The sequence below is a fragment of the Marinobacter sp. CHS3-4 genome (genome assembly GCF_030053415.1).
In the GTDB taxonomy this organism is placed as follows: domain Bacteria; phylum Pseudomonadota; class Gammaproteobacteria; order Pseudomonadales; family Oleiphilaceae; genus Marinobacter.
On the sequence record NZ_JASGBJ010000002.1, the window covers coordinates 937,570 to 962,567 of the forward strand.

General features: G+C 55.5%; 20 protein-coding genes. 10 read left to right on the forward strand and 10 right to left on the reverse strand.

Going from position 1 to position 24,998, the window contains the following annotated elements; all coding sequences use genetic code 11:
* Positions 1-93: 93 nt before the first annotated feature.
* Entirely contained in the window at positions 94-417 is a 324-nt protein-coding gene (fdxA, locus tag QLQ17_RS12240) for a ferredoxin FdxA (protein ID WP_283209859.1), read from the forward strand.
* Here the strand turns inward: fdxA and QLQ17_RS12245 are convergent.
* From QLQ17_RS12245 to QLQ17_RS12260, 4 genes are all read right to left on the reverse strand, one after another.
* Complete coding sequence (locus QLQ17_RS12245; RefSeq protein WP_283209860.1) at positions 414-1,070, reverse strand: LysE family translocator; 657 nt, start codon at positions 1,068-1,070, stop codon at positions 414-416. The two genes, fdxA and QLQ17_RS12245, sit on opposite strands and share 4 nt — an antisense overlap.
* Before the next feature lie 5 nt (positions 1,071-1,075).
* Positions 1,076-2,110 (reverse strand): hypothetical protein, encoded by a 1,035-nt coding sequence (locus tag QLQ17_RS12250; protein WP_283209861.1) that lies wholly within the window; start codon positions 2,108-2,110, stop codon positions 1,076-1,078.
* Positions 2,111-2,267: 157 nt separating this feature from the next.
* Positions 2,268-3,218 (reverse strand): DegV family protein, encoded by a 951-nt coding sequence (locus tag QLQ17_RS12255; RefSeq protein ID WP_283209862.1) that lies wholly within the window; start codon positions 3,216-3,218, stop codon positions 2,268-2,270.
* Between the two features lie 74 nt (positions 3,219-3,292).
* Complete coding sequence (locus tag QLQ17_RS12260; RefSeq protein ID WP_283209863.1) at positions 3,293-4,117, reverse strand: metal-dependent hydrolase; 825 nt, start codon at positions 4,115-4,117, stop codon at positions 3,293-3,295.
* A gap of 199 nt (positions 4,118-4,316) precedes the next feature.
* On the opposite strand from QLQ17_RS12260, the gene QLQ17_RS12265 reads away from it, so the two are divergent.
* The 8 genes from QLQ17_RS12265 to QLQ17_RS12300 all read left to right on the forward strand — a co-directional run bounded on the left by QLQ17_RS12265 (position 4,317) and on the right by QLQ17_RS12300 (position 13,481).
* Positions 4,317-5,123 carry a PhzF family phenazine biosynthesis protein gene (locus QLQ17_RS12265; RefSeq protein ID WP_283209864.1) on the forward strand — a complete coding sequence of 269 codons (807 nt, stop codon included), beginning with the start codon at positions 4,317-4,319 and terminating at the stop codon, positions 5,121-5,123.
* The gene (locus tag QLQ17_RS12270; RefSeq protein ID WP_283209865.1) at positions 5,120-6,316 is read left to right on the forward strand and encodes a BaiN/RdsA family NAD(P)/FAD-dependent oxidoreductase; all 1,197 of its coding nucleotides are present in this window, start codon (positions 5,120-5,122) and stop codon (positions 6,314-6,316) included. Before QLQ17_RS12265 ends, QLQ17_RS12270 begins: the two co-directional genes overlap by 4 nt.
* Before the next feature lie 189 nt (positions 6,317-6,505).
* Positions 6,506-7,606, forward strand: coding sequence for a hypothetical protein (locus QLQ17_RS12275; RefSeq protein WP_283209866.1), 1,101 nt, complete (start codon positions 6,506-6,508; stop codon positions 7,604-7,606).
* Positions 7,607-8,252: 646 nt separating this feature from the next.
* Positions 8,253-8,873, forward strand: coding sequence for a PEP-CTERM sorting domain-containing protein (locus QLQ17_RS12280; protein ID WP_283209867.1), 621 nt, complete (start codon positions 8,253-8,255; stop codon positions 8,871-8,873).
* A 117-nt stretch (positions 8,874-8,990) separates the two neighbouring features.
* Positions 8,991-10,040, forward strand: coding sequence for a TolB family protein (locus QLQ17_RS12285; protein WP_283209868.1), 1,050 nt, complete (start codon positions 8,991-8,993; stop codon positions 10,038-10,040).
* Positions 10,041-10,133: 93 nt separating this feature from the next.
* Positions 10,134-11,891 carry a hypothetical protein gene (locus QLQ17_RS12290; RefSeq protein WP_283209869.1) on the forward strand — a complete coding sequence of 586 codons (1,758 nt, stop codon included), beginning with the start codon at positions 10,134-10,136 and terminating at the stop codon, positions 11,889-11,891.
* A 76-nt stretch (positions 11,892-11,967) separates the two neighbouring features.
* Positions 11,968-12,573, forward strand: a complete 606-nt coding sequence (locus tag QLQ17_RS12295) for a S41 family peptidase (RefSeq protein WP_283209870.1) — start codon at positions 11,968-11,970, stop codon at positions 12,571-12,573.
* A gap of 161 nt (positions 12,574-12,734) precedes the next feature.
* Complete coding sequence (locus QLQ17_RS12300) at positions 12,735-13,481, forward strand: ParA family protein (protein ID WP_283209871.1); 747 nt, start codon at positions 12,735-12,737, stop codon at positions 13,479-13,481.
* Positions 13,482-13,541: 60 nt separating this feature from the next.
* Here QLQ17_RS12300 and QLQ17_RS12305 read toward each other — a convergent pair whose 3' ends face one another.
* Positions 13,542-14,144, reverse strand: coding sequence for a PEP-CTERM sorting domain-containing protein (locus QLQ17_RS12305; protein ID WP_283209872.1), 603 nt, complete (start codon positions 14,142-14,144; stop codon positions 13,542-13,544).
* Positions 14,145-14,684: 540 nt separating this feature from the next.
* On the opposite strand from QLQ17_RS12305, the gene QLQ17_RS12310 reads away from it, so the two are divergent.
* On the forward strand, positions 14,685-15,530 hold the full coding sequence (locus QLQ17_RS12310; protein ID WP_283209873.1) for an RluA family pseudouridine synthase: 846 nt from the start codon (positions 14,685-14,687) through the stop codon (positions 15,528-15,530).
* A gap of 42 nt (positions 15,531-15,572) precedes the next feature.
* On the opposite strand, the gene QLQ17_RS12315 is transcribed toward QLQ17_RS12310, so the two are convergent.
* The 5 genes from QLQ17_RS12315 to QLQ17_RS12335 form a co-directional block, all read right to left on the reverse strand.
* Positions 15,573-17,249 carry an Ig-like domain-containing domain gene (locus tag QLQ17_RS12315; RefSeq protein WP_283209874.1) on the reverse strand — a complete coding sequence of 559 codons (1,677 nt, stop codon included), beginning with the start codon at positions 17,247-17,249 and terminating at the stop codon, positions 15,573-15,575.
* 36 nt (positions 17,250-17,285) lie between these two features.
* Positions 17,286-17,525 carry a hypothetical protein gene (locus QLQ17_RS12320; protein ID WP_283209875.1) on the reverse strand — a complete coding sequence of 80 codons (240 nt, stop codon included), beginning with the start codon at positions 17,523-17,525 and terminating at the stop codon, positions 17,286-17,288.
* A 13-nt stretch (positions 17,526-17,538) separates the two neighbouring features.
* The gene (locus tag QLQ17_RS12325) at positions 17,539-22,029 is read right to left on the reverse strand and encodes a hypothetical protein (RefSeq protein WP_283209876.1); all 4,491 of its coding nucleotides are present in this window, start codon (positions 22,027-22,029) and stop codon (positions 17,539-17,541) included.
* Positions 22,030-22,425: 396 nt separating this feature from the next.
* Positions 22,426-23,307: a universal stress protein gene (locus tag QLQ17_RS12330; RefSeq protein WP_502867377.1), complete on the reverse strand. Its 882-nt coding sequence runs from the start codon at positions 23,305-23,307 to the stop codon at positions 22,426-22,428.
* Position 23,308: 1 nt separating this feature from the next.
* Positions 23,309-24,796, reverse strand: a complete 1,488-nt coding sequence (locus QLQ17_RS12335; RefSeq protein WP_283209877.1) for a SulP family inorganic anion transporter — start codon at positions 24,794-24,796, stop codon at positions 23,309-23,311.
* Positions 24,797-24,998: the final 202 nt, after the last annotated feature.

Sequence of the window (24,998 nt, forward strand, 5' to 3'; positions counted from 1 at the left end):
TTCCAGCGCTTGCGGTACTGCGGGGGCCTCCCTACAATATCGCGCAATTATTCTTACACTGATGAGACTGATGACTGAATCAGGGGACTGACCATGACCTTTGTCGTTACTGATAACTGCATTAAGTGCAAATACACGGACTGCGTAGAAGTTTGCCCGGTAGACTGCTTCTATGAAGGGCCCAACTTCCTGGTAATCGATCCTGATGAGTGCATCGACTGCGCCCTGTGCGAGCCAGAATGCCCTGCGGAAGCCATATTCTCGGAAGACGAATTACCGGCAGGCCAGGAGCAGTTTATCGAGATCAACGCGGATCTTGCGGGTAAGTGGGAAAACATCACCGAGAAGAAAGACCCGCTGCCAGACGCAGAAGAGTGGGACGGCAAACCGGATAAGCTGCAATATCTGGAGCGCTAAGCCGGCCCGTCCAACCCCAGCTTGAGGCCAATTGCAACGAAAAAGCCGCCCGTCAGTCCGCTGAGGGCGCGCTTCACACCCTGCCCCACCTCAAGCTGGCTGGATTTTAGTATCAGACCCGCCACTGTGCACTGCCAGATCATCGCGATTACAAAATGAAGCCCCGCCAGGAACATTGACTGCAAGAACGCAGAGCCCGCCGGATCGATAAACTGTGGCAGCAACGCCATGTAGAAGAGCGCGGTTTTCGGATTCAGAAGATTCGATAACAGGCCTTCCCGGAACGCAACCTTGCCAGACACCCCCCCGGATGCATCCGACTGCTCGGGCAGAGCCTCCTGCTGGCTACTGCCTCGCCGTGACATTGCCTGTCGAAATGACATGATCCCCAGCCAGATCAGATAGATGGCGCCCGCCCACTTGAGCACGGTGAACGCCCAGGCGGTTTCGACCAACAGTATAGAGATGCCCAACGCCGAAAGGGTGGCATGAATAAACAGGCCGCAGCAGATACCCAGACTGGTAACGAAGCCGTCACCCAGGCCACCACGCCCGGTGTTTCGCATGACAAGCAAAGTGTCCACGCCGGGCGTCAGGGTCAGCAGTGTAATGGCCAGTAGATAGGCCCACAGCAATTCAACAGGTATCCACATTCAGCTCAGCCCTCTTGCAAGAGGAGTTTCCGTGCCGCCGCTGAATGGTAAAAGGGAGTCAGACGGCGACGAACCAGTGCCTCAAGGTACCCCTCCTCGCGAAGAACGTCTATCACGGGTATCGCGTAGCCTTCCAGTTCCGCCATCACCAGGTGTTTGTCCACCCCCACCTCATTGAGCAGGTCGAGCACCGGCCGGTCGCCGTATAGCTCGAACAGATGGGTAACAACGGCCTCGACACAGCCTTCGAAGTAAGGCGTCTTGCGGAACTGTAGCCAGAACTCGTAACCGAGAACCACGAACTCCTGCAGTTGAATATCCCCCAGCCCTTCCTGCAGCTCCTCGATGGTTCGGTCTTCCAGCGAAACCCACACCGCCATCACACTGTCCCGCAGCTCATCGTCCGTCAGGGATTTGTGCAGGAACTGCTCGCTGCGGCTGATCAGCCCCGGCAAACTGTCGGAAAGCCAGGTTTTGAAACGACGCTCGAAGGTTTCATCCAGTCCCGGCACGGCTTTGTTGGCCATGCGCTTGCCGAACTTCATCATCGAGCCCACGCCGGGCACGCTCTTGGTGATCACGTTGTCTTCGTAGAGGTAATTCACCACTCCCTGATAGACCAGGTTGGACACCAGCTCCTGGTAAACAGGATGGGCCATGATTTCGCTGATGGCGCGCTCACGCTGTTGTTTCAGTTCAAGTGCTTCTTCAAGAAAACCCGTTGCCTGCTCGCGGGTGATGATCTGGCTTAACGTGGTGGTTTTCTGAACCGGCGCGTTCAGCACTTCCGTCGCCATATCCCCCGCAAGCTCAGGGATGCCCGAGCCCAGGTCCATATCCACCACAGTCCGGCGGATCAGACCCATCACATGGTCAACCGATGTAATACGACCCAGCGTCACCTCGCTGGCGTACTGAAACAGCTCGTCCACTTCTTCTTTCAGAAACTTGCGCAGTTTGGCGCCTTTCAGTGAAGCCAGCTCGTGTTTCACATGGGCTTCCAGCAGGTTTTCTGCGAGGTCGGTGTTGGCCTTGGTCATGAACGACGTCCTGAATCGTGAATGTGTGCAACTGGCCTGAGGACCATTGAAAACAGGCTAACACCGGCATGGTCTGATTGCGTTTGCCGCAGGAGCAGGATTTTTAGGAAAGGCGGCCAAGGGCGAAAACCATGTTCGCGCCCTGGCCTGTCAGACATCACTGGTAGTCATTGAAATGGTGTGGCTCGGCAGCAAGGGCCAGGCACAAACTACCCGGACCCACATAAATACTGCTGGTAATGCCCATCTGCGACAGCAACAGTTCCACGCCGTTCTCTTCACAGGCATCGCGCAAGCGGTTCAGCCCCGGCAACGCCTCGATCTCGGTCCAGCTCATGCCGCAAGACAGACTGATGTAGGGCGTGAGCAACCCGGCCTCCAGTCGGCCGATCGCGTAATTCATGACCTTTTCGACGGCCACGTCAAAGCTTCGGGTTTTAGCCACCGGTTTGCCTTCAACGCCCTGGCCAAAAACCACTGGTGTAATGTTCAACGTTTTCCCCAGAAAAGCACCGAACGCCGAGACGCTTTTGTCACCCCTGCGGCGGGCGCGTTCGCGAACGTAGTGCAGATCCCGTGGAATCACACAGGTGTAAATCTTACCCGTGAAGCTGTCGACTTCGTTGCGTAGCGCATTCTTGGAGAGCTTCTGATCAATCAGCTTCAGGGTGTGCGCGGCCAGCAAGCCCTGCCCGGCAAAGATTTGCTTGCTGTCGATGACTCGCATGGAAAACTTGCCGGGGCGGCCGGCTTGCTCTCGCGCCGGCTGATAGTGGGCCATAACGCTGTTCATGGCTTCGGTGGCATTGTCGAACACCAGACTTCGGCTTTTTGCCACGGTTTCGCAAATAGCGACGTCATATTCCGTGATGATCTTTTCCATGAACAGGTCGTGAATCTGAGTCGCAGAAAAGGCCTGAGTCTCCGCCGTGTGGCCTTTATCAAGCAATCCGCTGCTGTAAAACTCCTGGGTTCTGACCGGGTCGTGATCATCAATATAAGTTTCGCCATCGATCACCGCTGTGACGGGCATGATGAATATATCGTTCTTTCGGGTGAACTCGTGTGGTAAATCACAGGCAGAGTCCACGATCAGGCCAACTCGCATAATCGCCTCCATTGCCAAAAAGGGGGCTGGTAAGAGCCCCCTTGAGACAATTGCTCTTTATTGTTGTATGAGACTTACTGTTTTAACTCAAGATCGCTTAGATTTTTATCGATCAGGTCACGATTATCGTGTTGCCAGGGATGAAATCCCTTTTTCAGGTAGGCCATGAAGTCAGGAAAGCACTTTCTGATGACGCCGGGCTTGCCCCACAGAAAGTTCATACCGCTTGCCCAGGTGCTCAGGCTCCAGAGCTTGCCGTCTGCCTTTAGCAAGCTGCAGGTGTTCAGGAAGGTGTATTTGAAAAAATTCCAGGTTACGAATAGAAAGACAATACGACGGAGTTTTTCGTTGCCGATGCAATGCTGGTACACATCGAAGGCCACAGATTTGTGCTCGGTTTCTTCAATGGCGTGCCAGCGCCACAACCTGGCCATCTCTGGCGTTGCGTCTTTCATCCACTCCGGGTGCTTCAGAATCGCATTGGCCAGAACCGCAGTGTAGTGCTCGGCGGCACAGGTACCAGCCAGCTGGCGACTCGGTGGCAGATTACCCACCCAATTCATGTGCTTTCGGAAACGCTCGTCAAGCGCCTCAATGTCGTATCCGCGGGCTTTCAACGCATCGTTGTAGTGTTTGTGCTCGCGACTGTGGAGGGCTTCCTGACCAATAAACCCACGAATCTCCTCGCTGAGTTTGGGGTCTGTCACCTTGTCGCGGTAAAGCCTGACCGCGTTGATGAACTGCTGTTCGCCATCGGGAAACTGGAGTGAAAGCGCATTAAAGAAAGCCGTGCGAAACACGTCGCCGCCGTACCAGAGTGTCTTTAGGTCATTATCCACGTCGAAATGCAGATGCCGGGGCGACACCGACACGCCTGACGGGGTTGAACTGATGGTCATACAGCCTCCTGTTCTTGTCGTTATGATTCTAAGGGCCGGAAGAACTGTTATTAAAAATCATGTTCATTTTTCGAACAATCTCAGCTTACCGCCACCAACGTCCGAAAAGAAAGGCTCTGGCGAATGCTGCGGAAACATTGTCACTTAATGACATCTTTGTTCAGAATAGGCATCCATTTAACACCGCCGGACAGACACCATGCGTTATCCCCTCTATCAGCTTGATGCTTTCACGAACCAACTGTTCAGGGGCAATCCCGCGGCGGTCATGCCACTGGAAGACATACTTCCGGACGACACCATGCTTGCCCTGGCCGCCGAAAATAATCTTTCGGAAACGGCCTTTTTTGTGAAGTTGCCTGAAGGCGAGGATGCGGACTTTCATATCCGCTGGTTTACCCCGGGCACGGAAGTACCTCTGTGCGGGCACGCCACGCTGGCTTCGGCCTGGGTCATTTTCAACCTGATGGACTGGCCCAAGGATACCGTTTGGTTTCGTTCAAAAAGTGGTCCGCTGGGTGTGTCCCGCGCTGACGACGATTGGCTGACACTGGATTTCCCCAACTTGCCATTCCAGGAGTGTGATACACCGTCTGAGGTGAAAGATGCCCTGGAAAACGCGCCTGCCCGAGCTTTTTACGTTCCGAACGACACAAATTACATGATTGTGATGGACGACGAGGCATCCGTAAGAGCTGCCCAGCCGGACATGCGCGCGCTGAAATCCCTGGGCAACCAGGGCCTGATTATTACCGCGGCCGGTGATGAGTGTGATTTCGTCAGCCGGTATTTCGCCCCCGGGGCGGGTATCGACGAGGATCCGGTCACCGGTTCCATCCACAGCGTTCTGGTTCCCTACTGGTCGAGCAAGCTGGGCAAGAACAATCTGGAAGCGAGGCAGGTTTCCGAACGGGGCGGTCTGCTCCGGTGCGAGTTGAAAGGGGAACGGGTAGCGATTTCCGGCCAGGCCGTGCTTTATATGGAAGGTAACGTTCACCTGCCATGAACCCGGTGAACGCTGCCAATCACTATGATGTTGTCGTTATCGGTGCCGGCGCCGCCGGGCTGATGTGCGCAGCCACAGCGGGCTATCGCGGTCAACGCGTGCTGGTGCTGGACCACGCCAATAAGCCGGGCAAAAAGATCCTGATGTCTGGCGGTGGCCGCTGCAATTTCACCAACCTGAACAGCACGCCCGCGAATTTTTTGTCGGATAACCCCCACTACTGCATATCCGCACTCAAACGCTATACACCGCAGGATTTCCTGGAACTGGTAGATCGCCACGGGATCGAGCACGAGGAAAAAGCGGCGGGGCAACTTTTCTGCAAAGACAGCGCCAAAGACATCCTCAACATGCTGCTGACCGAGTGCGACTGGGCTGGCGCTGAAATCCGAATGAAAACCAGTGTCGAATCGGTGTCCCCGTTGGAGCAGGGTTACGCTCTGACAACGTCGGCCGGCGACTTGCGCTGCAGATCCCTGGTGATCGCCTCTGGCGGGCTGTCGATCCCCACCATGGGCGCCAGCGGCTTTGGCTATGACATTGCCAGGCAGTTCGGTCTGAAAATTCTGCCCACCCGCGCCGGGCTCGTGCCTTTCACTCTTCAGCCACAGCTGAAAGAACAGTTGTCTCCCCTGTCTGGCGTCAGCTGCCCGGTGGACGTGCATTGCGGCAAGTTCCACTTTCTGGAACCCATGCTGGTGACCCACCGCGGTTTGAGCGGCCCATGCATGCTCCAGATTTCGAGCTATTGGTCACCGGGCGATACGCTTGCTGTGGACCTTTTGCCTGGGCGGAATGTGCAGGAAGATCTGTACCAACTCCGCAAGGAAAAGCCCCAGTCCACCGTGCAGAATTACCTGATGCAACATCTGCCAAAACGGTTTGCACAGGCTTTCGCCGAAATGCATGACTGGTCTGGCCCGCTGCAGGGTTTCAAGAACCACGATCTGGACGCCGCGGCCGAAACACTCAGCGGTTGGCGAATCAAACCGGCTGGAACAGAAGGTTATCGAACCGCGGAAGTCACCCTAGGTGGCGTCGATACCCGCCAATTGTCGTCTAAAACCATGGCGGTGCTTGATCGCCCCGACCTTTACTTCATAGGCGAAGTGGTCGACGTCACCGGGCACCTGGGCGGGCATAATTTCCAGTGGGCATGGGCGTCGGGTGTGGCGGCAGGTATGGATGCATAAGAGTTTTGCCAGAACACAACGTCTTGTTACATCCGATAGCACTCTGTTGATCTTATGTGCATAAGTCATACATTCGGTCCACGCGAAATCAACACCCCGAGCATCCAGAGCGTGTAGCGTGAGTGTGTGGGCCTGGTTCGCGGCGTCTACCAGGCATTGAACGCGAACAGCGAAACGGGGTGAAAATCGATGAGAAAATTCCAAAGACACCTGCAACTAGGCTGCGCCCTGGTTGCCAGCGCCGGGCTTCTGGTCGCCTGCGGCGGTTCCAGTTCGGGCGATTCCTCAGCAACAGGCAGCAGCTCGGTTGCATACAGCGGCCCAGGCTCGAAATGGGACGTCACTCTGGAAGACAGCGGGGATTTCACCATTGAACGAAGGACTTCGCCAGTCGACCCAGTCATCCTGACCGTTGAAGGCACTTATGAGCGGCTCGATTCGGGCTTCGTATCACTTGAAGTGGGTTCCGCCAACGGCACTGATGCACCCAACCCGGGAGATATGGCTTGGGCGCTCGAAGTGCCTGGCTATGCGTTCCTGCTTAAGCCCATTGATGGCGATCAGGTTATTGCCATGGTCACGGCCGGTGAGTGCCCGACAACCGATATCGATGCAAACTGGGTCATGGTGAAAAAAAGGGCCGGCTCCGATGCTACCTCACAGAGTGAAGACTATTTCGGCACCTTTGAATTTGACGTCTCTACTTCAACACCCAGTTTGCCGGTAAAGCGGTCTTTGGACACCGGCTTCCCCAATGTCACTGAAGGCGGTATATCCGGCGGCGGCAGCTGTGAAGACGGTTTGATGCTGGTTGGCGAAATGCCAGACGTCGCGGCCATGTATCTGACCCAGAGCGGTGGTGCGATTGTGCAAACTGATATTGCCGATGAAGCAAATTCTAGCTTCGTATTCGGACTCAGCGCGGATGCAGTCGAGGGCTCGAACTTGGATGGCGATTTCGCCGGTATGTTGTTTGACGACACCATGGCCGATGGCAGCAAGATTAATCCGGTGTCGTTGAGCTGCGAGTCCGGTGTGTGCACGGGTGCTCTTGTGACAGACATTGAGACAGGCAGCCTCAGTTCCGACACCGTGACCGTAACCTTCACCGGTCTTGCAGGCGAAGACTTTATTTCCGGCACCATTGAGGATTCAGACAGCAACAGCGGTAACCTCGTCTGTATGGCGGATCAGAACGCAGCAGGCTCTGGCAAAACCATCGTCAGCTGCGTTGGACAGTCACCGGGCGACAATACGCAGATGTTCAACGTCATGTTTGTCAGCCGGTGATAGAAAAAGGACGACGCCCCTTCGGCGTCGTCCTTTTTTTCGTGCGTAGATTCGGGAGGTGTCCGACTTAACGCAGTACAACCGTGGGGGAATCTTCTCGGCTCTCAGCGTGGTTGTGGTGAGAGTGTAAAACTATATGACACTCTCATATACTCAACTGAAAGGCTTCTTACCTACCTGTTTTTCCAAGATTTTCTGACTTTACTTTGCGCTTTCCCGTTTAAGGAAGCCCTACTGCCCCACCGAAACACATCAATCAACATTTTCCCAAGCCATTGTTTTATAGGGACAAATGTATTTATTGAACTTTAAGCGTTTCTGGCCCGCTTTATGCAAATTCACACATGACAAATTGAAAAATGCGGGCACGATAAACGTCCGCCGATTGTCTGAGCCTCACCCTGTTCGGCTGTCAGGTGGTGCTTCAAGCAACCAGCATTCATAGGGAATGAATCATGGTTACCACAAACAGCTATTTTTCAATAAGTTGCGCCAGGGTGAATGGTTCTCTCCAGACCACCTTTGCAACAACTTTGCCCCACCAGCCTCGTATTCAAAACTCCAGAGCGTCAACCAGAATCGCCAACAGTGGTTCGGCTTGCCTGTATAAAAATCTGACGTCTCTGGCAATCAACGGAGAAATGAAATGAAAACAGCAAACGTATTCCGTTCTGTTGTCGGAGCAATACTCCTGTCTGCCAGTGCCGCGGTTGTGAACGCGATGCCGATGGTCAGCGTTGATCCGGAAACATCCTTTGGATCTGTCGGCGACACCCTGTTCGTTGACTTGCTCTGGGATGGCGATGGCAGCCAGTACATCGGAGACTGGGATATCGATCTGACCTATGACCCGACGGTGGTGTCTTATTCGGGTAGCGAGTTCCACTTTGGCGTGGACTCATTTGGCTGCTTTATTTGCGGCGATGACAGCGTCCCCGGGCTGATCGACCTTTACGAAGTTTCCTTTGATTTCCCGGCTGATCTGATCGCCAATCAGGATTCGCTGGGCAAAACCTTCAAACTCGCCACCCTGAAATTCACTGGCATTGCCGACGGGATCTCACCCTTGCTGTTTTCTGGCCTGCAAACGTTCGGCGATGAAAACGGAGACCCGTTCACCCCGGTGTTGGCAAACGGTCGAATCTGCATTGGCAATGTAGATTGCCCGGTTGACGTGCCCGAACCAACGACGCTGTCCATATTCCTGATCGGCCTTGCAGGCCTTGCCCTGCGCAGAAAGCGCGGGTCAGGTTTAAACGTCGCGTAACACGAAGCAAGAGATAAAGGCGGGTTTGCTGTCCCGCAGGCAATCCAAGGATTGGACAACAGTCAGGCAGTCGCTGTCCAAATAACTGGTTTTAGAAAAATCCAGTGAGGACACACTATGTTTCCGAAAGCACTCAAATCAGTGTGCCATGCGTCAGTCACCGCTTTTCTGGCTGTGATTATGACCACCGCATGCTCCACTGCTCCAAGCGACTCAGTTTCGACCGAGTCAGAGAAGTTGCTCTTTGTTGGCCATGCAGATGGCGATCTGGATATCTATCTGACGGACCTGGATTCCGGCAAAACAGAAAAGCTTACTCAAAACGACCGCGACGACGCGCAGCCCGTGTGGTCACCCGATGGTCAACGCATCGCCTACGCCTCATCAGAACATGGACTCTACGAGATCTATGTCATGAACAGCGATGGGTCAGAAAAGCGAAGAATCACAAACAACAATTATCTGGATATGACCCCGGCGTGGAGTGCAGATGGCAGACATCTCCTCTACGTGTCTGCCCGCAATGGGCCACAACAGATTTACCGGTATTCGCTGGACATTGGTTCCGAAGAGCAGATTACCCACAGTGAAACCGGTGTCTCCATACCAAAAGTGTCGCCCGATAATCGACACATCGCGTTTCTTGAATTCGACAGCGGTAAACAGCGCCTGAGAAAAATGTCATTTGATGGCAGTCAGCAAGAAAAGCTCGACGATGAGTTCAACATCATCAGTTTTAACTGGTCTCCGGATTCCCAACAGATTGCTTATGCAGGCCGGAAAAGCCGCCAGATCAACCTTTTTGTGATCGGTGTCAATTCCCTGGATCGACGTCAGCTCACTAATACGCGATGGGCAGACAATCATCCGGTCTGGATGCCGGATGGCCAGGGGCTGATTTTCCTGAGCGCGCGCGATTCCATGGACCGCGCACAGATCTACAAGCTCGACCTCGGCACCCCGGATAGGCCGGTCAGGTTGTCTGACTCTGGCAAAGAGGAAATGCATGTATCGGTGTCGCAGCAAGGCCGGTCTCTGGCGTTCGTTCGCTTTGAGAACCGTTTTTTTCACACTTACTTAATGGATCTTTCAACCCTAGAAACAAAGAAAATCGCGCCGGACCACTCCCGCGCTCATTTAACCCCGGCTATCAGGCCTCACAGCTGAAAGGTCGATTTACAACCTCTCGGTGCCTGAAAGCACAGGACGATAGCCGTATCCGTCGTTCGATCACCAACAATCAATATGATGGATAGACCAATGAAACACTTACTCAAAACAGCAATGGCACTGGCGGTGTCACTACCTCTGTCAGCACAGGCAACGGATTTTGTGATCACTAACGATGCTGACTTTGCACTCGGAACACTACAGAGCCTCAATTTCGACGCACCAAACAGTGATCAGCTTCAGATCAGTCAGACCCTCTCGACCTTCCCAGTGCTATGGATAGCCAATGCCGGTGAAGATACGGTTTCCAGAATCGACACCGACAATGACTGCGAAACGGCCCGTTATGAAACCTGGTTCAATGCCGGCATAACCGGTGCCTTTGGGGGGCCCGCTCCGTCACGCACCGCGGTGGACGCAGACGGCAATGTATTCGTTGCCAACCGGCATTTTGATCGCAAAAACGTTGCAGTTCTGAAAATTTTGCTCGAAGGCGGAATTGATCGAAATGGCAATGGCATTATTGACACGTCAGCCGACACCAACGGGGACTGCGTCATTCAACCTGGGGAGATGATTCCCCTTGTAGACACTAATGGCAACGGCGTTCTGGAAGACAGCGAACTGGCAGACGAGCGGGTCGCGTTTATTGAGCAGATTCCCAACACTACCGGGCATCTGGGACGGTCCCTGTGTATCGACAACGAAGGCGATATCTGGGCAGGCACTTTCTCCCCAGGCAACTACTATGAGCTCTCCCCCGTGGATGGCACGGTCATGAACGGCCCAATCTCGACGGGCACAAGCAACTACGGCTGCGTGGTCGACTCTGACGGCATTCTATTCGGGGCATCGCTTGGCGGCAGCATGCCTATTGTGGACACCAACACGAAAACGCTTCTGGGTGTAAGGAATCACGGCCTTGATTACGGCATTGCTGCTGGCAATGGAAAAATCTACAAGGGTCGGGCGGGATCTCCGTACCTGATCTACAACCCGAATAGCGGCCCAGGCGAACCTGATGGCAATCCGGTGACCGGTACGTTCAGCACGCCTCCCGTGTCTGCAAGCAATAGTCTGGGCATCGGCGTTGACGGTAACGGCGACGTTATCCAGGGCAACACCATCGTTCGCAAATACGATGGCGACACCGACACATTAATCTGGGAAACGTTTAACCCAAGTGGCAACAGTAATACCCGAGGCATTATCGCCGACAGTTCCAACAACATCTGGGCTGTCAACTTGAACGCCAACAACGTCACCAAGTTTCGCGGCACCGACGGCCAATTTCTGAACACCGTGCCCGTCGGCAACGGGCCTTACACCTACAGTGACGCCACCGGCATTGGCTTCCAGATTGCCAACCCCAACGGCACATTTATCAGGGTTGTAGATGGTGGTGCAGCGGATACCGAGTGGGATGTCGTTCGCTGGAATACCGAGCCGGAGGGTTCGGTGCCAGCAGGTGGCTCGATCAGTGTCGAGGCGCGGTCAGCCAATACAGTTGGCGGTCTCAGCCTCGAAGCCTATGCCCCGGTAAGCAATGGCGCCACAGGTCTCGGACTGATGGGACAGTTCATTCAACTCCGGGCGGTGCTCACTCCGGGCACCGATCAAACCAGCCCAGTGTTGTCTGATATTGTGGTCAGCAGTGTTTCAGTACAGACCTGTGACCAGGACGGGGATGGCGATGTTGATCGCAATGATATCGGCATCATCTCCGCCGCACGCAACACCACTGCTCTTCCGGGCGACCCGAGGGACATCGATGGCAATGGCATCATCGACGTTAACGATGCCCGCCAATGCGCGGTCCAGTGCACCCGTTCAAGGTGTGCTCCATAACACCTGAATCGGAAGATAAAAAGACCGGCTTTCTGCCGGTCTTTTTACCTGCGTCCACCATCTGGAGGTATTTACCATGAGAATCATCAATGTGGGGGCATTCGTTCTGGCGTCGACGGCCATGCTTGCATCGGGTTTTTTTCTGCTATTTGGCCAACCGTCCGGGGAGTTTATGATCACCTCCCCAGATTCGGCCTCCAAATCAGAGCCATTTGCACAGAGCGCGAACTCTTCAGCCAGAGAACCACTTCCTTCTGCACAGCAGAACACAAATCACGCAACGATGAAGGCTGGCAGCGACGCAGCAGTTGATATCGGGGAAAGCAGTTTCGAAAACCTAACAAATGATTCGCCAGCCACCGTTCCACCCGATAATTACGTTGAGACCTATCTGACCAGTTCTGAACTTAACGCCCTTCACACCCAGTTACTGAGCAGTTTCACCAGCCACATGCAATCAGACATGACCCAGTCTATCCGCGTGAATACACTTGGCCTTGACCGCTCGCAGCGACACCAGGTTTTCCTTGAACCTGAGGATGAAATCATTCTGATAAATGACACTCCAGTGGCGGACCTGGCCAGTGACCCTGCAGTCGGCTCCATGTTGGCCGGGCCTGCCATGAAACTTGCCGTTCAGCGCGGCGCAGAAGTTTTCGAGGTCCAGCTCAGCTCTTATTAGTGGATTACTCCGCGGCCCGACACTGAGTAAGACCGGCTTCAAAATGGCTCATCATCATGACACCGGTGAACTTAAAGTATTCACAAAACTCTCATATTGACGAGAGTGATTTGTGGTTCAATACTCGGCCTTCAATCCTTGCACCGTGAAAGGCATGACTCATGAGAATCGTCGCGTTCTACAGCCCAAAAGGCGGAGTCGGGAAAACAGCGTCGGCCGTCAACATCGCCTACCTGGCCAGCGCAGACCACCTAACAACCCTGCTCTGGGATATGGATCCACAGGGCGCAGCCAGTTTCTACCTGTCTGGAGCCACCCGTACCAAGGGTAAAAAGATCGGCAAGCTGCTGGATGGCCGGGAACCCATTGCGGATTTCATCGAGGAAAATGTCTATCCAAACCTGGACCTTTTGCCCGCCCACCCCAGCTTCCGACATTTTGACTTGAAGCTGGAGGAAGACGGACGGAGCAGTCCGCTGAAGGAGATTCTGGCGCCGCTGTCCGAGGACACCAGCCTGGTGATCCTTGATTGTCCACCGGGCCAGTCACGGCTGACGGAGCACGTCCTCAAAATCGCGGATCTGGTGTATGTGCCTCTGGTGCCCACCTGGCTGTCTCTGAACAGCTGGGGCCAATTCAAAGAGCTGGTGAAAGATAAAAAATTGGGGAGCAAGAAACTGCGTCCGTTTTTTACGCTGGTGGACCGGCGCAAAAACCTGCACAAAGACCTGGTCGATCGCAACGAGGAGCTGTTTGACCACCCCTCAAGAGCCATCATCTCCTATTCCAGCGCGGTGGAAAAAATGGGGGAAAAAGGCCAACCCCTGGAAATTCTGGCCCCGAATTCCCAGCCTGCCGCAGGATACCGCCAGATCTGGAAGGAAATGAAGAAAGAGCTATGGCGCTGATCAGATGTTCATATCGCCATAGCAGCGAGGCCGGAAACTGACTTTCTAAAAGTGAGGGTGTTAGGCCTTAGCTTTTCTTCGAGAAAAAACCAAGCCAACTAAACCTAAACCTAGTAAGCCGAGCGAAGCAGGTTCTGGGACACGACCAGCGATAATGTCAGCCTTGGCAACATCATTGTATGCGCCACTAAGAAGAGAAAGAGAGGAAGTAGAACCAGACCGAGTAAAATCATAGCCAATCCAGCCATAGATAGAACCAGCTGTTAAAAAGCCCAGGTAACCACTATGACTGCTCCCCCAAACACCAGCCGTGGAGCCATCAACCAGGATCGTATCCCAGTCCGAACTTGCACTAAACTCTGTACCAAAGTTAGCGACACCAATCGTTTCACCTGCCGCATATGAATCCAGGAAATAATACCCCAGTATCTGAGTTGAGGTGGTCGAAAATGTGCCAGATCCCGGGAGCTGGAAATCGAAATATTCGCCATTAAACCCTGGGTCAATAGTGAAGGAACCAGCGCCACCCAAACCAATTGTCGTAGCTGGCAAGTCAGCAACACCGCCTTGCGAATAAGTTTGATTGATATCAAACGAAACAATTCCAGCGTTAGCGACTGTACAAACCAATGACAATAACGCCCCGCAAAAAATCCTTTTCATGCCATTCTCCATAGCTGAAATCTATTTGAATCGCATATGCATGCAGATATCATACCAAAACCATATCTGATTGTTTTAATGTAATTTACTCGTTCAATTTTCTAAAAAATACTCTGACCTGTAAAAAAACCGGACACTTTTCCGTCTCCAAACGCACCTCTTCCCATCTTTACGATCACCTGACTCACGACAGCTGAAGAAAGGTGTTCCGACCAGTGTCCTGCGTACTTCCTCAGTACTTGGGGCAGCCAGGGTAAAGCTGGAGCCCGCCAGTTCGCCAAGCTCCCCACCGGCAATGTAACGTCCCACCTCATGCATGTTCCACGACACCATATTGTCCGCTTTACCGCCGTCGGAGGCGCTGTCTTCGTGAGCTCACATCTGGGTGCTTGCAACCGTCAGGCACAGGCACCAGATCATCAAGATCGATCTCAATTTCATTGGAACTCTCCTTGAATACAGGTTGTAGCGCGCCGTGTTCCTGTCAAAATGTCAGGTTCTTGTTTTCTTCGATAAGCAAGCTTTGATGGATAAAACGTCGTGACCCCACAGCATTTTGAAATACACGTCAGTCATACCGGTGTTGCGGTGGACCTGATCGCCGAGGCCACCGGGCTTTCAAAGCAGAAAGTGAAAGATGCCATGACCAAGGGTGCCTGCTGGTGGTCAAAAGGAAAAAAGCGGGTGCGTTTGCGCAAGGCCAAACAGGATGTTCATGCCGGTCAGCATGTTGAGCTGTACTACGACGATCGTATCCTGGCGCTGGAGCCGGCAGCCGCCGAGCTGATTTTCGAGGGGCCGCGTTATTCGGTCTGGTACAAACCGCAGGGACTACACACGCAAGGGACTCAGTGGGGTGATCACTGCAGCTTGCTGCGGGTGGCAGAGAAACACCGAAATCGACCCTGTTTTCTTATCCATCGACTGGATGCAGATGCGGCCGGTTTGGTGCTGATTGCTCATGACGGCAAAGCGGCGAGCGTGCTTTCTGAGCGCTTTGTCAGCCGCAAGGTAAAGAAGATCTATCGCGCATTGGTAAAGGGAGAATTAAATGCGGACAGCCAGGAAGTTCGCGAGCCAGTCGATGGCAAAGCCGCACTGAGCACACTGAAGACGCTGGCAGTTCTCACAGAAGAAGACGCGACCCTGGTTGAAGTGAACATTGAAACGGGCAGAAAACACCAGATCCGTAAGCACCTTGCGCATCTGGGCCATCCGATTATCGGGGATCGCCTGTATGGGAATGCATCGGCCGGCGGACTCAAACTGGCGGCAGTCAAGCTAGGGTTTGATTGTCCTTTTGCGCGCCAGAGGCAGGTCTTTGAACTCAGCCCTTCTCGACTCGGCGAGCTGGGCCTGATGACGCCGGGTGAAGAAAGTGTTTAGCGATTCGCCATTCTGCGCAGGGTTAGGTCGCAAAGCGAGCATTCAGTTGAACAAACGGGTCCAGACGCCCTTGCTGTCCGTCAACCAAACGCCGAAGATTGCCATCGCCTCGCCGTCACTGTTTGCCGACACGTGTGGCTCGAAATCCCCATAGTCGTCGCCTACGACCGGCAGCTCAATGGCGCTTGCCCAGCCGGCTTGCGACCGGTATCGGTTAAACCAGAGTTTGCTGTTCCCGCTGTCTTGGTCTTCATAGGACCAGAAGAGCACGGCATTTCCGCTATCATCGATGGCCACGTCATAGTCGTAATAGTTAATGCTTGAGTATTCGAAGGTTTCTTCGGCGCCCCAACCTTCTCCGGGTGTGTAAACTTTGCTGCGGAACTGAGTGAGTTCAGTGGCTAGCTCGAATTTTTGCCAGACAACCATGGTCATTCCGCTGCTGTTAATAGTCACAGCAGGACTGACGGCCCAGACATCGTGATTTTCAAGAAGTAGCTCTTCTTGCCAACCGGTATCTACGTCATATCGGTTGGACCAGAGATTAACATTTGCACCCTCGTCCTGAAGCCACACAACGACCGCATCGCCACCTTCATCCATGGCGATTTGCAGGGATTTTTGGTGATTAGCAGCTCCTGTCTCCAGGCCTTCTATAAGGGTCGCGGCGCCCCAGCCATCCCCGGCCACGAAGCGGTTTGCGTAGACACTGTCACGGGCACCATCGAATTGTCGCCAGACAGCAATGGCATTGCCGCTCCCATCCACGCCGACGTCTACGTTGAGAGGATCGCCAGTACCTTGTTCAATGAGTTCCGGCAGGCTCCAGCCCACACCTGGAGTGTAATAGCTCGCATAAAGGTTTAAGTTTTCAGAAGGGCCCTGGGACCACACAGCCACCGCGCTGCCATTGGCGCTCAGAGCAACGCGAGGTTCACCTGAACGATCCGCTAGCGAGCTGACCTTTTCCGGGTCGTCCCAGGTTTCTGTGGAGCTGACGTAACGGCGAGCCCAGATATCCGATTGGCCCTGGCGCCAGATAACAATGGCATTGCCATCCTTGTCGGTCGCCAATTCGGGAGGCATCCAATTCGAGCTGATCTCTATTTGCACGGGCACAGGCGTGCCCCAGTCGTTTTCGACGGTGTAGTGGTTAGCCCAAACCTGGCTGGTACTCATCATGCCGTCCAGCGTCAGTTCGCTCCAAATAGCAATTGCTGAACCATCGTTGTGGTAGGCGATCTGATGATGGGCGTAGTTCCGGACGTCGCCACTTACCACTTGCTCGGAGCTGGCGCTCAAAGACCCATCGGCGGTGGTGAAGCTCCACGAGTAGTCGCTGCTCAACGCGTTGCCGGAAAGGTCTGTGATGTCGGTGCCGAGAGTCGCTGTATAGGTGGTCAACATGGCCAGCGCTTCATCGGGCGTGAAGGTGGCCTGATTGGTCAGGGCGTTAAAGGTGACATTGCCCGCTAGGGGGGAGCTCCTCTCCAGGCGGAAGCTGGATTCTGAAACCGTCGTGGCAAAGAGGTCCTCACTGAAATCAGCGGTCACAGCGACAGAGCGGGAGACGTCAATGGAGCCAGCGACGGGTAAAACACCGCTTACCTCGGGTAAGCTATTATCGGTGTCCGCCGTGTCACCGCCGTCACTCCTACCGCCGCCACAACCGGCCAGCGCAAGAGCGATGGCCGAGCCGAGAATAAGAGACCGCTTCATACCTTCCAATCCTCTGATAAAACTTATGAACTGCACTTACTGACGGATGGTCACTGTGCCGCCACTTTGAATGTCGCTGGTTTCCAGCATCACCGGCATGCCATCGGCGGTTCTGGCCACTTCCACACTGGACAAACTGACGGTGAAGGACTTCTCCACCGTCGTCTCGCCTGTGTTGCCGGAGTCGTTGGACGACCCGCCGGAGCCACCGCCACCACAGCCCACGAGTGCGAGTGCCAGGCCGGTGATCTTTAGAGCTGTTTTAACGTTGTTCATGAATGTGTCTCCGTTAGAACTCATAGGTCACCAGGAAGCGGGTTTCGCCCACCGGCAGTGGCCAGGCTTCGGTCAGTGTCAGCGTGAGCAGGCCACCGGCCAGCTCGAAGGTGCCTTCGCTGATCAGCTCGCTGGCATCAGGCACACCGTCCTCGTTGTCATCGCGGTACAGCCGCACCATCGAGATATCGGTGGCCGGGTCCAGGTCGCCGCCGCCGGCCAGGGTAAAGGCGCGCACTTCGTTGCCGGTTTCGGCGCTGTTCAAGGCGAAGGACAGCACCACCTGCTCACCGTTGGCACCATCAAGGACTTTGTCGGTGCCATTGCCAGCGGCCGGATCGGCCATACTGATGTGATCTTCCGCATCCATGACCCCGTTGTTGTCATCATCGGTGTCGGCGTTGTCGCCAATGGAATCGCCGTCAGCGTCCGCCCATTCAGTATCATCCAGCGGGAACGCATCGGCGCCATCGACCACACCGTCGTTGTCATCGTCCGGATCGGCGTTATTGCCAATGGTGTCACCGTCAGTGTCCACGGATTCGGTGGCGTCGTCCGGGAAGGCGTCGGCGTTATCGCCAACGCCGTCGTCGTCCGTATCGGCGATCTCAGTCGGGTCAAACGGGAAGGCATCGTCTGGATCTGCCGTACCATCGGCATCAAAGTCACCGAAGGGGTCGTACTCGATGGCGCCGATGTCCAGCTCTTTGTAGAGCGGGCCGTCCGGATGGTCCGGGTTGTAGATACCGTCAATGCGCTCGTTGCCGAGGAAGTCGAGCGTGTGACCGTCCGGGTCACCCATAAAGCCGGCGTCGATAGTCGCGCTGCCAGGCACCGGGCGGAAGTCGTTGTAGTCTGGGTCTGCCAGGTACACCCAGCCACTCGAGGTGACGCCGCAGGCGCTGTCTTCCACCCAGCTGTGATCGCGCCGGGTCCAGGTGGTGACCTCGCAGGAAGCCGTCCCGGTTGACCCATGAAGGATCAGGCTGTTGTACAGATCAGCCGTCCCTTCGCCCTGCACACGCAGGGAGCCGCCCTGGTGATCCACCACGGTGCTGCTGAATAGCTGCAAGCGGCCGTCGGCCATATCGATGGCGGGGAAGTCGCCCGAGGTCCGGGCCAGCACGCTGTTCTCCAGCGTATAGCTGCCGAGTTCTGAGCCAAGGGCCGGCGCAGTAGTGTCCGCGATTAATGAGAACTCAATGAGCGCCCAGCGGCCATTGGTGATGTTCACTACACTGCCTTCGCCAACCAGGTTGTTCCTGTCCAGATCCACGCTGGCGTAATCGATAGAACCGCCGGTCAGCGTCAGGCCAGACAGATGAAGGAACTGGGTACCCGGCAGGTGCTCGGGCATCACCACCCGGAACAGCTCGCCGGTGCCATTGCCGTCAATGGTGACCGCACGGTTGCCGTCGATCTTCATGCCCTTAGTGACCAGCAATGGGCTTTCCAGCGTGATGGTCATGGGCCCGTTGAAGCTGATCACGTTCAGGTCCGAGAACTGATCGTTGGCACACAGGTTGGTCGTGGCCTCGCGCAGGGTGCCAGGACCACTGTCGGCGTTGCTGGTGACGGTGATGGCGGTGCTGGTGCAGGCCACAAACGGGGCTTCGTCGGCGGCGTTGTCCACGCCGTCGCCATCGATATCCAGGTCATCGCCATCGTGGGTGCCGTCACCATCGGTGTCGGCCCAGTCCCGATTCAGGTCATCGGTGGGGCTGGGGTCTTCACCGTCGGGAAAGGCATCATCATCGGTGTTGCTGTCCAGCGGGTCGGTTATGAACCCGTCCTCGCCCAGGGTTGTTTCTTCGATGTCACTCAGGCCGTCGTTGTCGTCATCGGTGTCGGCGTTGTTGCCAATGCCGTCGCCGTCGGTATCCAGCCATTCGGTATCATCGTAGGGGAAGGCATCGGAGCTGTCGGCTTTGTGATCACCGTCGTCATCCCAGTCCTGGCTATTGGCCACACCGTCACCATCGAAATCATCATCGTACGTGAGGTGGGCTGAGCAGACGGTTTCGCCGGTGACGTCCAGCGTGGCTGGCGTGACGCAGTAGCGAATATCCGTGCCGACGGCCATGGCGCCGTCAAAGGTATTCTCGGTCGCACCCGTTATGTCCACCCAACTGCCACCGCTAACGCGGCTCTGCCACTGATGTGTGCTAACAGGCTGGTTGCCATTGGCATCGGAGAAGCTGTACGAACCGGCTAGAATATCGCCGCTGATGGGCACCGGCTGCAACGACTGGATGTACACATCCGACGCCACTGGCGCGACGGACACTTTGTACCACTTGGAGCATGTTTCAACGGTTTCGGAAACATCGTCTTCAACAATGTCCCGAGTCATACAGAAGGCCAGCCACCGCCCCTGGTCAGCAAAGGTGGCCTGGTACCCAAACTCGTTGCTGGCTAAGGTGATGGGGTTGCTGCCGTCAGCACTTTCCGAGCGTACCCAGCGGAAATCGGTGGCTTCCACGCCCCAGGGCACATTGGCAAACAGGTAGTCGTCCGGTCGCAACAGGCCCGTCAGCGGTGCGGCTTTGGGTGGAAATTGGGTTGGATTCCACCATTTTCCATTGTCGGGGTGGGGTATTGCGAACCAAGCCTGGTGACCGCTGCTCCAGCTGTTTGTTGCGCCGTGATAACTCTCGGTTCCAATATAGCCAACCGTGCTCGCGTGGATCTGCCAGATGTCCCAGTTGTTTGAATCGGGTAACCATTGGGCCTGGTCAAACGTATCCTGATCGTTTCTATGCCGGCTTGGCCACCAGCCAATCTGGTCCGGGAGATCATAATTCAGGTAGCTGGCAAGCCGGTCGGCCGCCCATGCTGGCGGCTGGATGCGTTGCTGCCAGGTCTGGGAGTCGACTTTCGACCAATCGACATCGCCAAATATCTTCTGACTGATGCTGGTGTCGTCAAGGAAGAGGACGGTCCAGAAAGTAGCAGAATTAATGGCGTCAAGATTACTGTAATCGAAACCATTTGAATCCGTCACCCAGTGGGCGATTTCCCACGCCAGATTCTCCCCCCCCAGAATAGTGGGGTCAGTCACTGCAAAATCGGTACAGGCGGTGGAGACACCGTCAAACAGGCAGGTATCGTAGTGGTTGACGGTGAGCCACAACCACCAGTCAGACCAGGGGAAATAAAGGTCCCAACCCCGGGCCACGTTAATATTGGCGTGCATGCGCGCCAGCGCGCCCTGGATTTTTCCGCCGGTGTACTGGTTGTCAGGGGCAAGCAGTGAGGTAGCCACCTCGTCACGCCAGTAATCAAAATGGGGATGAGCCTCACTCCCCCACTCTGAGTCTTCCTTGTCCATCCAGTAGCTTCGCACCAGCTGCATGGGCTCGAAGTCCGCGTCCACATAAGGCAGGCGGGGGGTGTTGAAAATGCCCCGGCTGAAGGTATCCACCGGTGGCGTCATAAACGCACAGAAATCATCGACATCGTCGTCCGCGCCACAGCCGGACTTGTTCAGCAGCGGGCTGGTTGCAGCGCCGTGGTAGCGGTTGTGGAAATAGCTCAAATCGGTCACGAATGGATTGCCATGGCGGATACTGATACCGATCCGCTCAATCTGGAAGCCCCGATCCATGCTGGTGACGTTGCCCAGCACCATGAAGCCCACACGGCCGGCGAGCACCTTGCCAGAGGCGGCAGCCTCGGTATCGGCATCCTGCATCAGGCGCAGGTTCAGGCTGCTGAAGCTGTCAGAGCCGTTTACCAGGGTGGCTCCCATATACAGTGAACCGGCGGAAACGCCGTTGAAATTGCCCTCGCTCAGACGCTTTAACAGCGGACGCTGCAGCTGCACGACGGTGGTGGCGTCGTTAAAGCTGGCCCCGAGCTCAAAGCTCTTGCCGGCAAAGTCGGTGTCTTTCAGTTCGGTGGAAGAGACCAGCAGTACACGGCCGTCGGCCAGTCGGTGCCAGCCTTCCTCGGCGACAAAGTAATCGACGGTGACGCCTTCCAGATCCGCGCTTTCAAAGCCCGGCGTGGTGCGCACCACGAATTTGAAGGTGTTGCCTTTCATCAGCGGCGCCATCGGGACCACTGACACGCCGGCGTTGACCGATGGGTCGCGCACCTGCAGGAAGATCGCCGGGCGGTAGTAGGCCCGTTCGGTGATGAGATCCTCGATGGCATTGCCGGCGCCGATGGTAAAGGACCCCACTTCGCCGGGTATCCCTAGCAGTGCTGGCTCACCGCTAATCTCTATGTAATTGGCCACCACGTTGCTGGTGGCGCTGCCATCACTGCTCACATAGGCCCACTGATCGCTGCCATTTTCCACTACAAAGCCGGGGACTGCGGGGTTGAGTGCCTGAGCGAAAATGCGATTCTCGCCCGTGATGTAAGCACCAGCGTTGGCCGGGGTGCTGGAAAGCAAACCGCCAAGGCCGTAGGAGGTGATGGAGGATGCGTGGGCGAGAGTGGTCATCACCATGCCCAGAACGAGCAGGCCGAGCGCCTTCCCTGACTGCAATTTCATACTGCATTTACCTTTGCGTGATAGCGCGCCTACAGGAGATCGGAACTGCCGGTCTCGCGCACAGATCGGTTTGGTGCCTGGGATGGTCGCGTTTGAAAATAACCGTGCGTTTTGCCATCCAGTTTTCAGTCAGTCGGATGGCATCAGCATTAGAGGTGAGGCCGGAAGTACCGGGGGTCGCAGTGAAGCAAGTTCCGTAAAACGAAAGACCGCGGGTTCTGTCAGAGTGACCGAGGCGTCACTTTAACATAAACATGGAGCGGAAAAACCGCAAAATTCTGTGAAAAATGGCGACTTTGTGACCAGTTTCCTCGGTTTAGAGATTATGTTGTTCGGCCCCCAAAACTCGCAGTCGTAGACCGATTCGACCAACAACAATGTCCAGAACAGCAGACCTCATCGCAGGATCACCAAAGGCGTTTTGGCGGTCTCCAGCATGGTGGTCGTGGTACTGCCGACCAGGAAACGACGGATCGTCGAGTGGCCGTAAGCCCCCATCACCAGCAGGTCAATGTCGTGCTCTTCCTGGTAGCCGTGAAGCGCAGGCTCCACGTCGCCAGCACGAATGGCCAGGGTAATGTCGGCACTGACACCCGCCAGCATTTTTTCCGCCTTTTTCAGTTGTTCCCAACGGTCTGCCGTATCAGGACCCACCATCACCAGGTGGAGGGGCAGACGTTCCAGAACACCACTACCCTTGAGCAGTTCGATGCCTTTGAAAGCCGTTGCGCTGCCGTCGAACGCGAACATGGCGCTTTCCGGCTTTTTGAAGTTATCTGGCACCAGCAGAACGGGGCGATGGATACTGCGAATCACGGTCTCAAGCTGGCTACCGATGTGGATATCCCGGTCGGAACTGCTTTCACCATGCAACCCCATCACCAACAGGCGTGTCTGACTCTCAAGAGCCTGCACGGATTCGGTAAGGTCACCATGACGCTGGCGCTTGGTCACGTCTTTGACGTCTGATTCGTTTACCCTTCGTTCGGCTTCATCCAACAAATGATGGCCATGTTCCAGCGCCAGTTTGGCACGCTTGCGGTCGAGTTCTGCCAGCTCGTCCATCAGCAACTCGCGGCTGCCCAGGCCAATGCTGCCCGCCAGATCCGGTTCGATCGGGTAACGGGCCTCGTCCAGCACGTGTAACAGGGTTAAAGGGGTTTCCATGTGGTGACTCGCCCAGGCCGCGTAATCGCATACGGCGGGCGCGGCACGGGAACCATCTATGCAGGCCACAATTCGGAACATGTCGTCCTCGAGCTGGTTGTTGTTTGTCATGTCAGTGCCCCATCAGCTGGTCAACGGCTTCCGGTTTGTCGTGCACACCGAAGCGGTCCACGATGGTGGCACTGGCTTCATTCAGGCCGATCACTTCCACTTCAGCGCCCTCACGGCGGAATTTCAGCACCGCCTTATCAAGCGCCCCAACGGCCGTAATATCCCAGAAATGAGCGCGGCTCAGATCTATCACCACATTATCTACCGCTTCCTTGAAATCAAAGGATTCGGTGAATTTTTCTGAGGAGCTGAAGAACACCTGCCCTACCACAGTGTAGGTGCGCGTGTCGGTCTTCTCATCCAGGTCCGAGGTTACCAGCATGAAATGGCCGACCTTGTTCGCAAAGAACAGCGATGCCAGCAGTACCCCGGCCAGAACACCGAACGCCAGGTTATGGGTAGCGACGACGACGATAACGGTCACCACCATGACGATATTGGTCGACAATGGATGTTCCCGCAGGTTCTTGATGGACGCCCAGCTAAAGGTACCGATGGATACCATGATCATCACCGCCACCAGGGCCGCCATGGGAATCTGGACCAGCCACTGATCCAGTACCAGGACCATGATCAACAGAAAGACACCGGCCGTCAGTGTGGACAGTCGTCCCCGACCGCCGGACTTGATGTTGATAATAGACTGACCAATCATCGCGCAACCGGCCATGCCGCCCAGTAATCCGGAACCAATGTTGGCAATGCCCTGGCCACGACACTCGCGGTTGCGGTCACTGGTGGTGTCTGTCAGGTCGTCCACGATGGTTGCCGTCATCATGGATTCCAGCAGGCCGACTACCGCCAGCCCAACGGAATAAGGCAGGATGATCTGCAAGGTTTCGAAATTCAGAGGCACATCCGGCCACAGAAAAATCGGCAAGGTATCCGGAAGTTCGCCCATATCTCCGACGGTGCGAATGTCCAGATTCAGCCACATGGCCACGCCCGTCATGGAAATGATGCACACCAGCGGCGACGGCAGAATCCGACCTACCACCGGCAACAACGGAAACAGATAGATGATCGCCAGGCCTGCGGCCGTCATGGCATAAACGTGCCAGGTCACGTTGGTCAGCTCCGGCAGCTGCGCCATGAAAATCAGAATTGCCAGCGCATTCACAAAGCCGGTGACTACCGATCGCGACACAAAGCGCATCAGGCCACCGAGCTTGAAGTAACCGGCCAGAATCTGCAGTACACCCGTCAGCAGGGTCGCTGCCAGCAGGTATTCCAGGCCATGCTCCTTCACCAGAGTGACCATCAACAGCGCCATGGCGCCGGTTGCGGCGGAAATCATGCCGGGTCGGCCACCCACGAACGCAATCACCACCGCGATACAGAACGAGGCATAAAGGCCAACTTTGGGATCGACCCCGGCGATGATAGAAAAGGCAATGGCCTCGGGGATCAGGGCCAGGGCAACCACGATGCCGGCCAGAAGATCGCCTCTGATATTTGAAAGCCAGTCGGCTTTGAGCTTGTTAACCATAAACTTGATGTCCGTTGGTGTTCGTCAGAACAGGGCTATAGCCAGCCGAATTTCCGATAAAGGCAGGGGAAGTAACACGCGGAGGGACTGTCACGATTTCAGTTACTGCAGGCATTCGGACGGCTGACTGATAAAGGCGGCGAAGCTTATCAGAAGCACGCTTTAAAAGTAAGGCGAAGCCCGGACCCCATAGGCCGGGCTA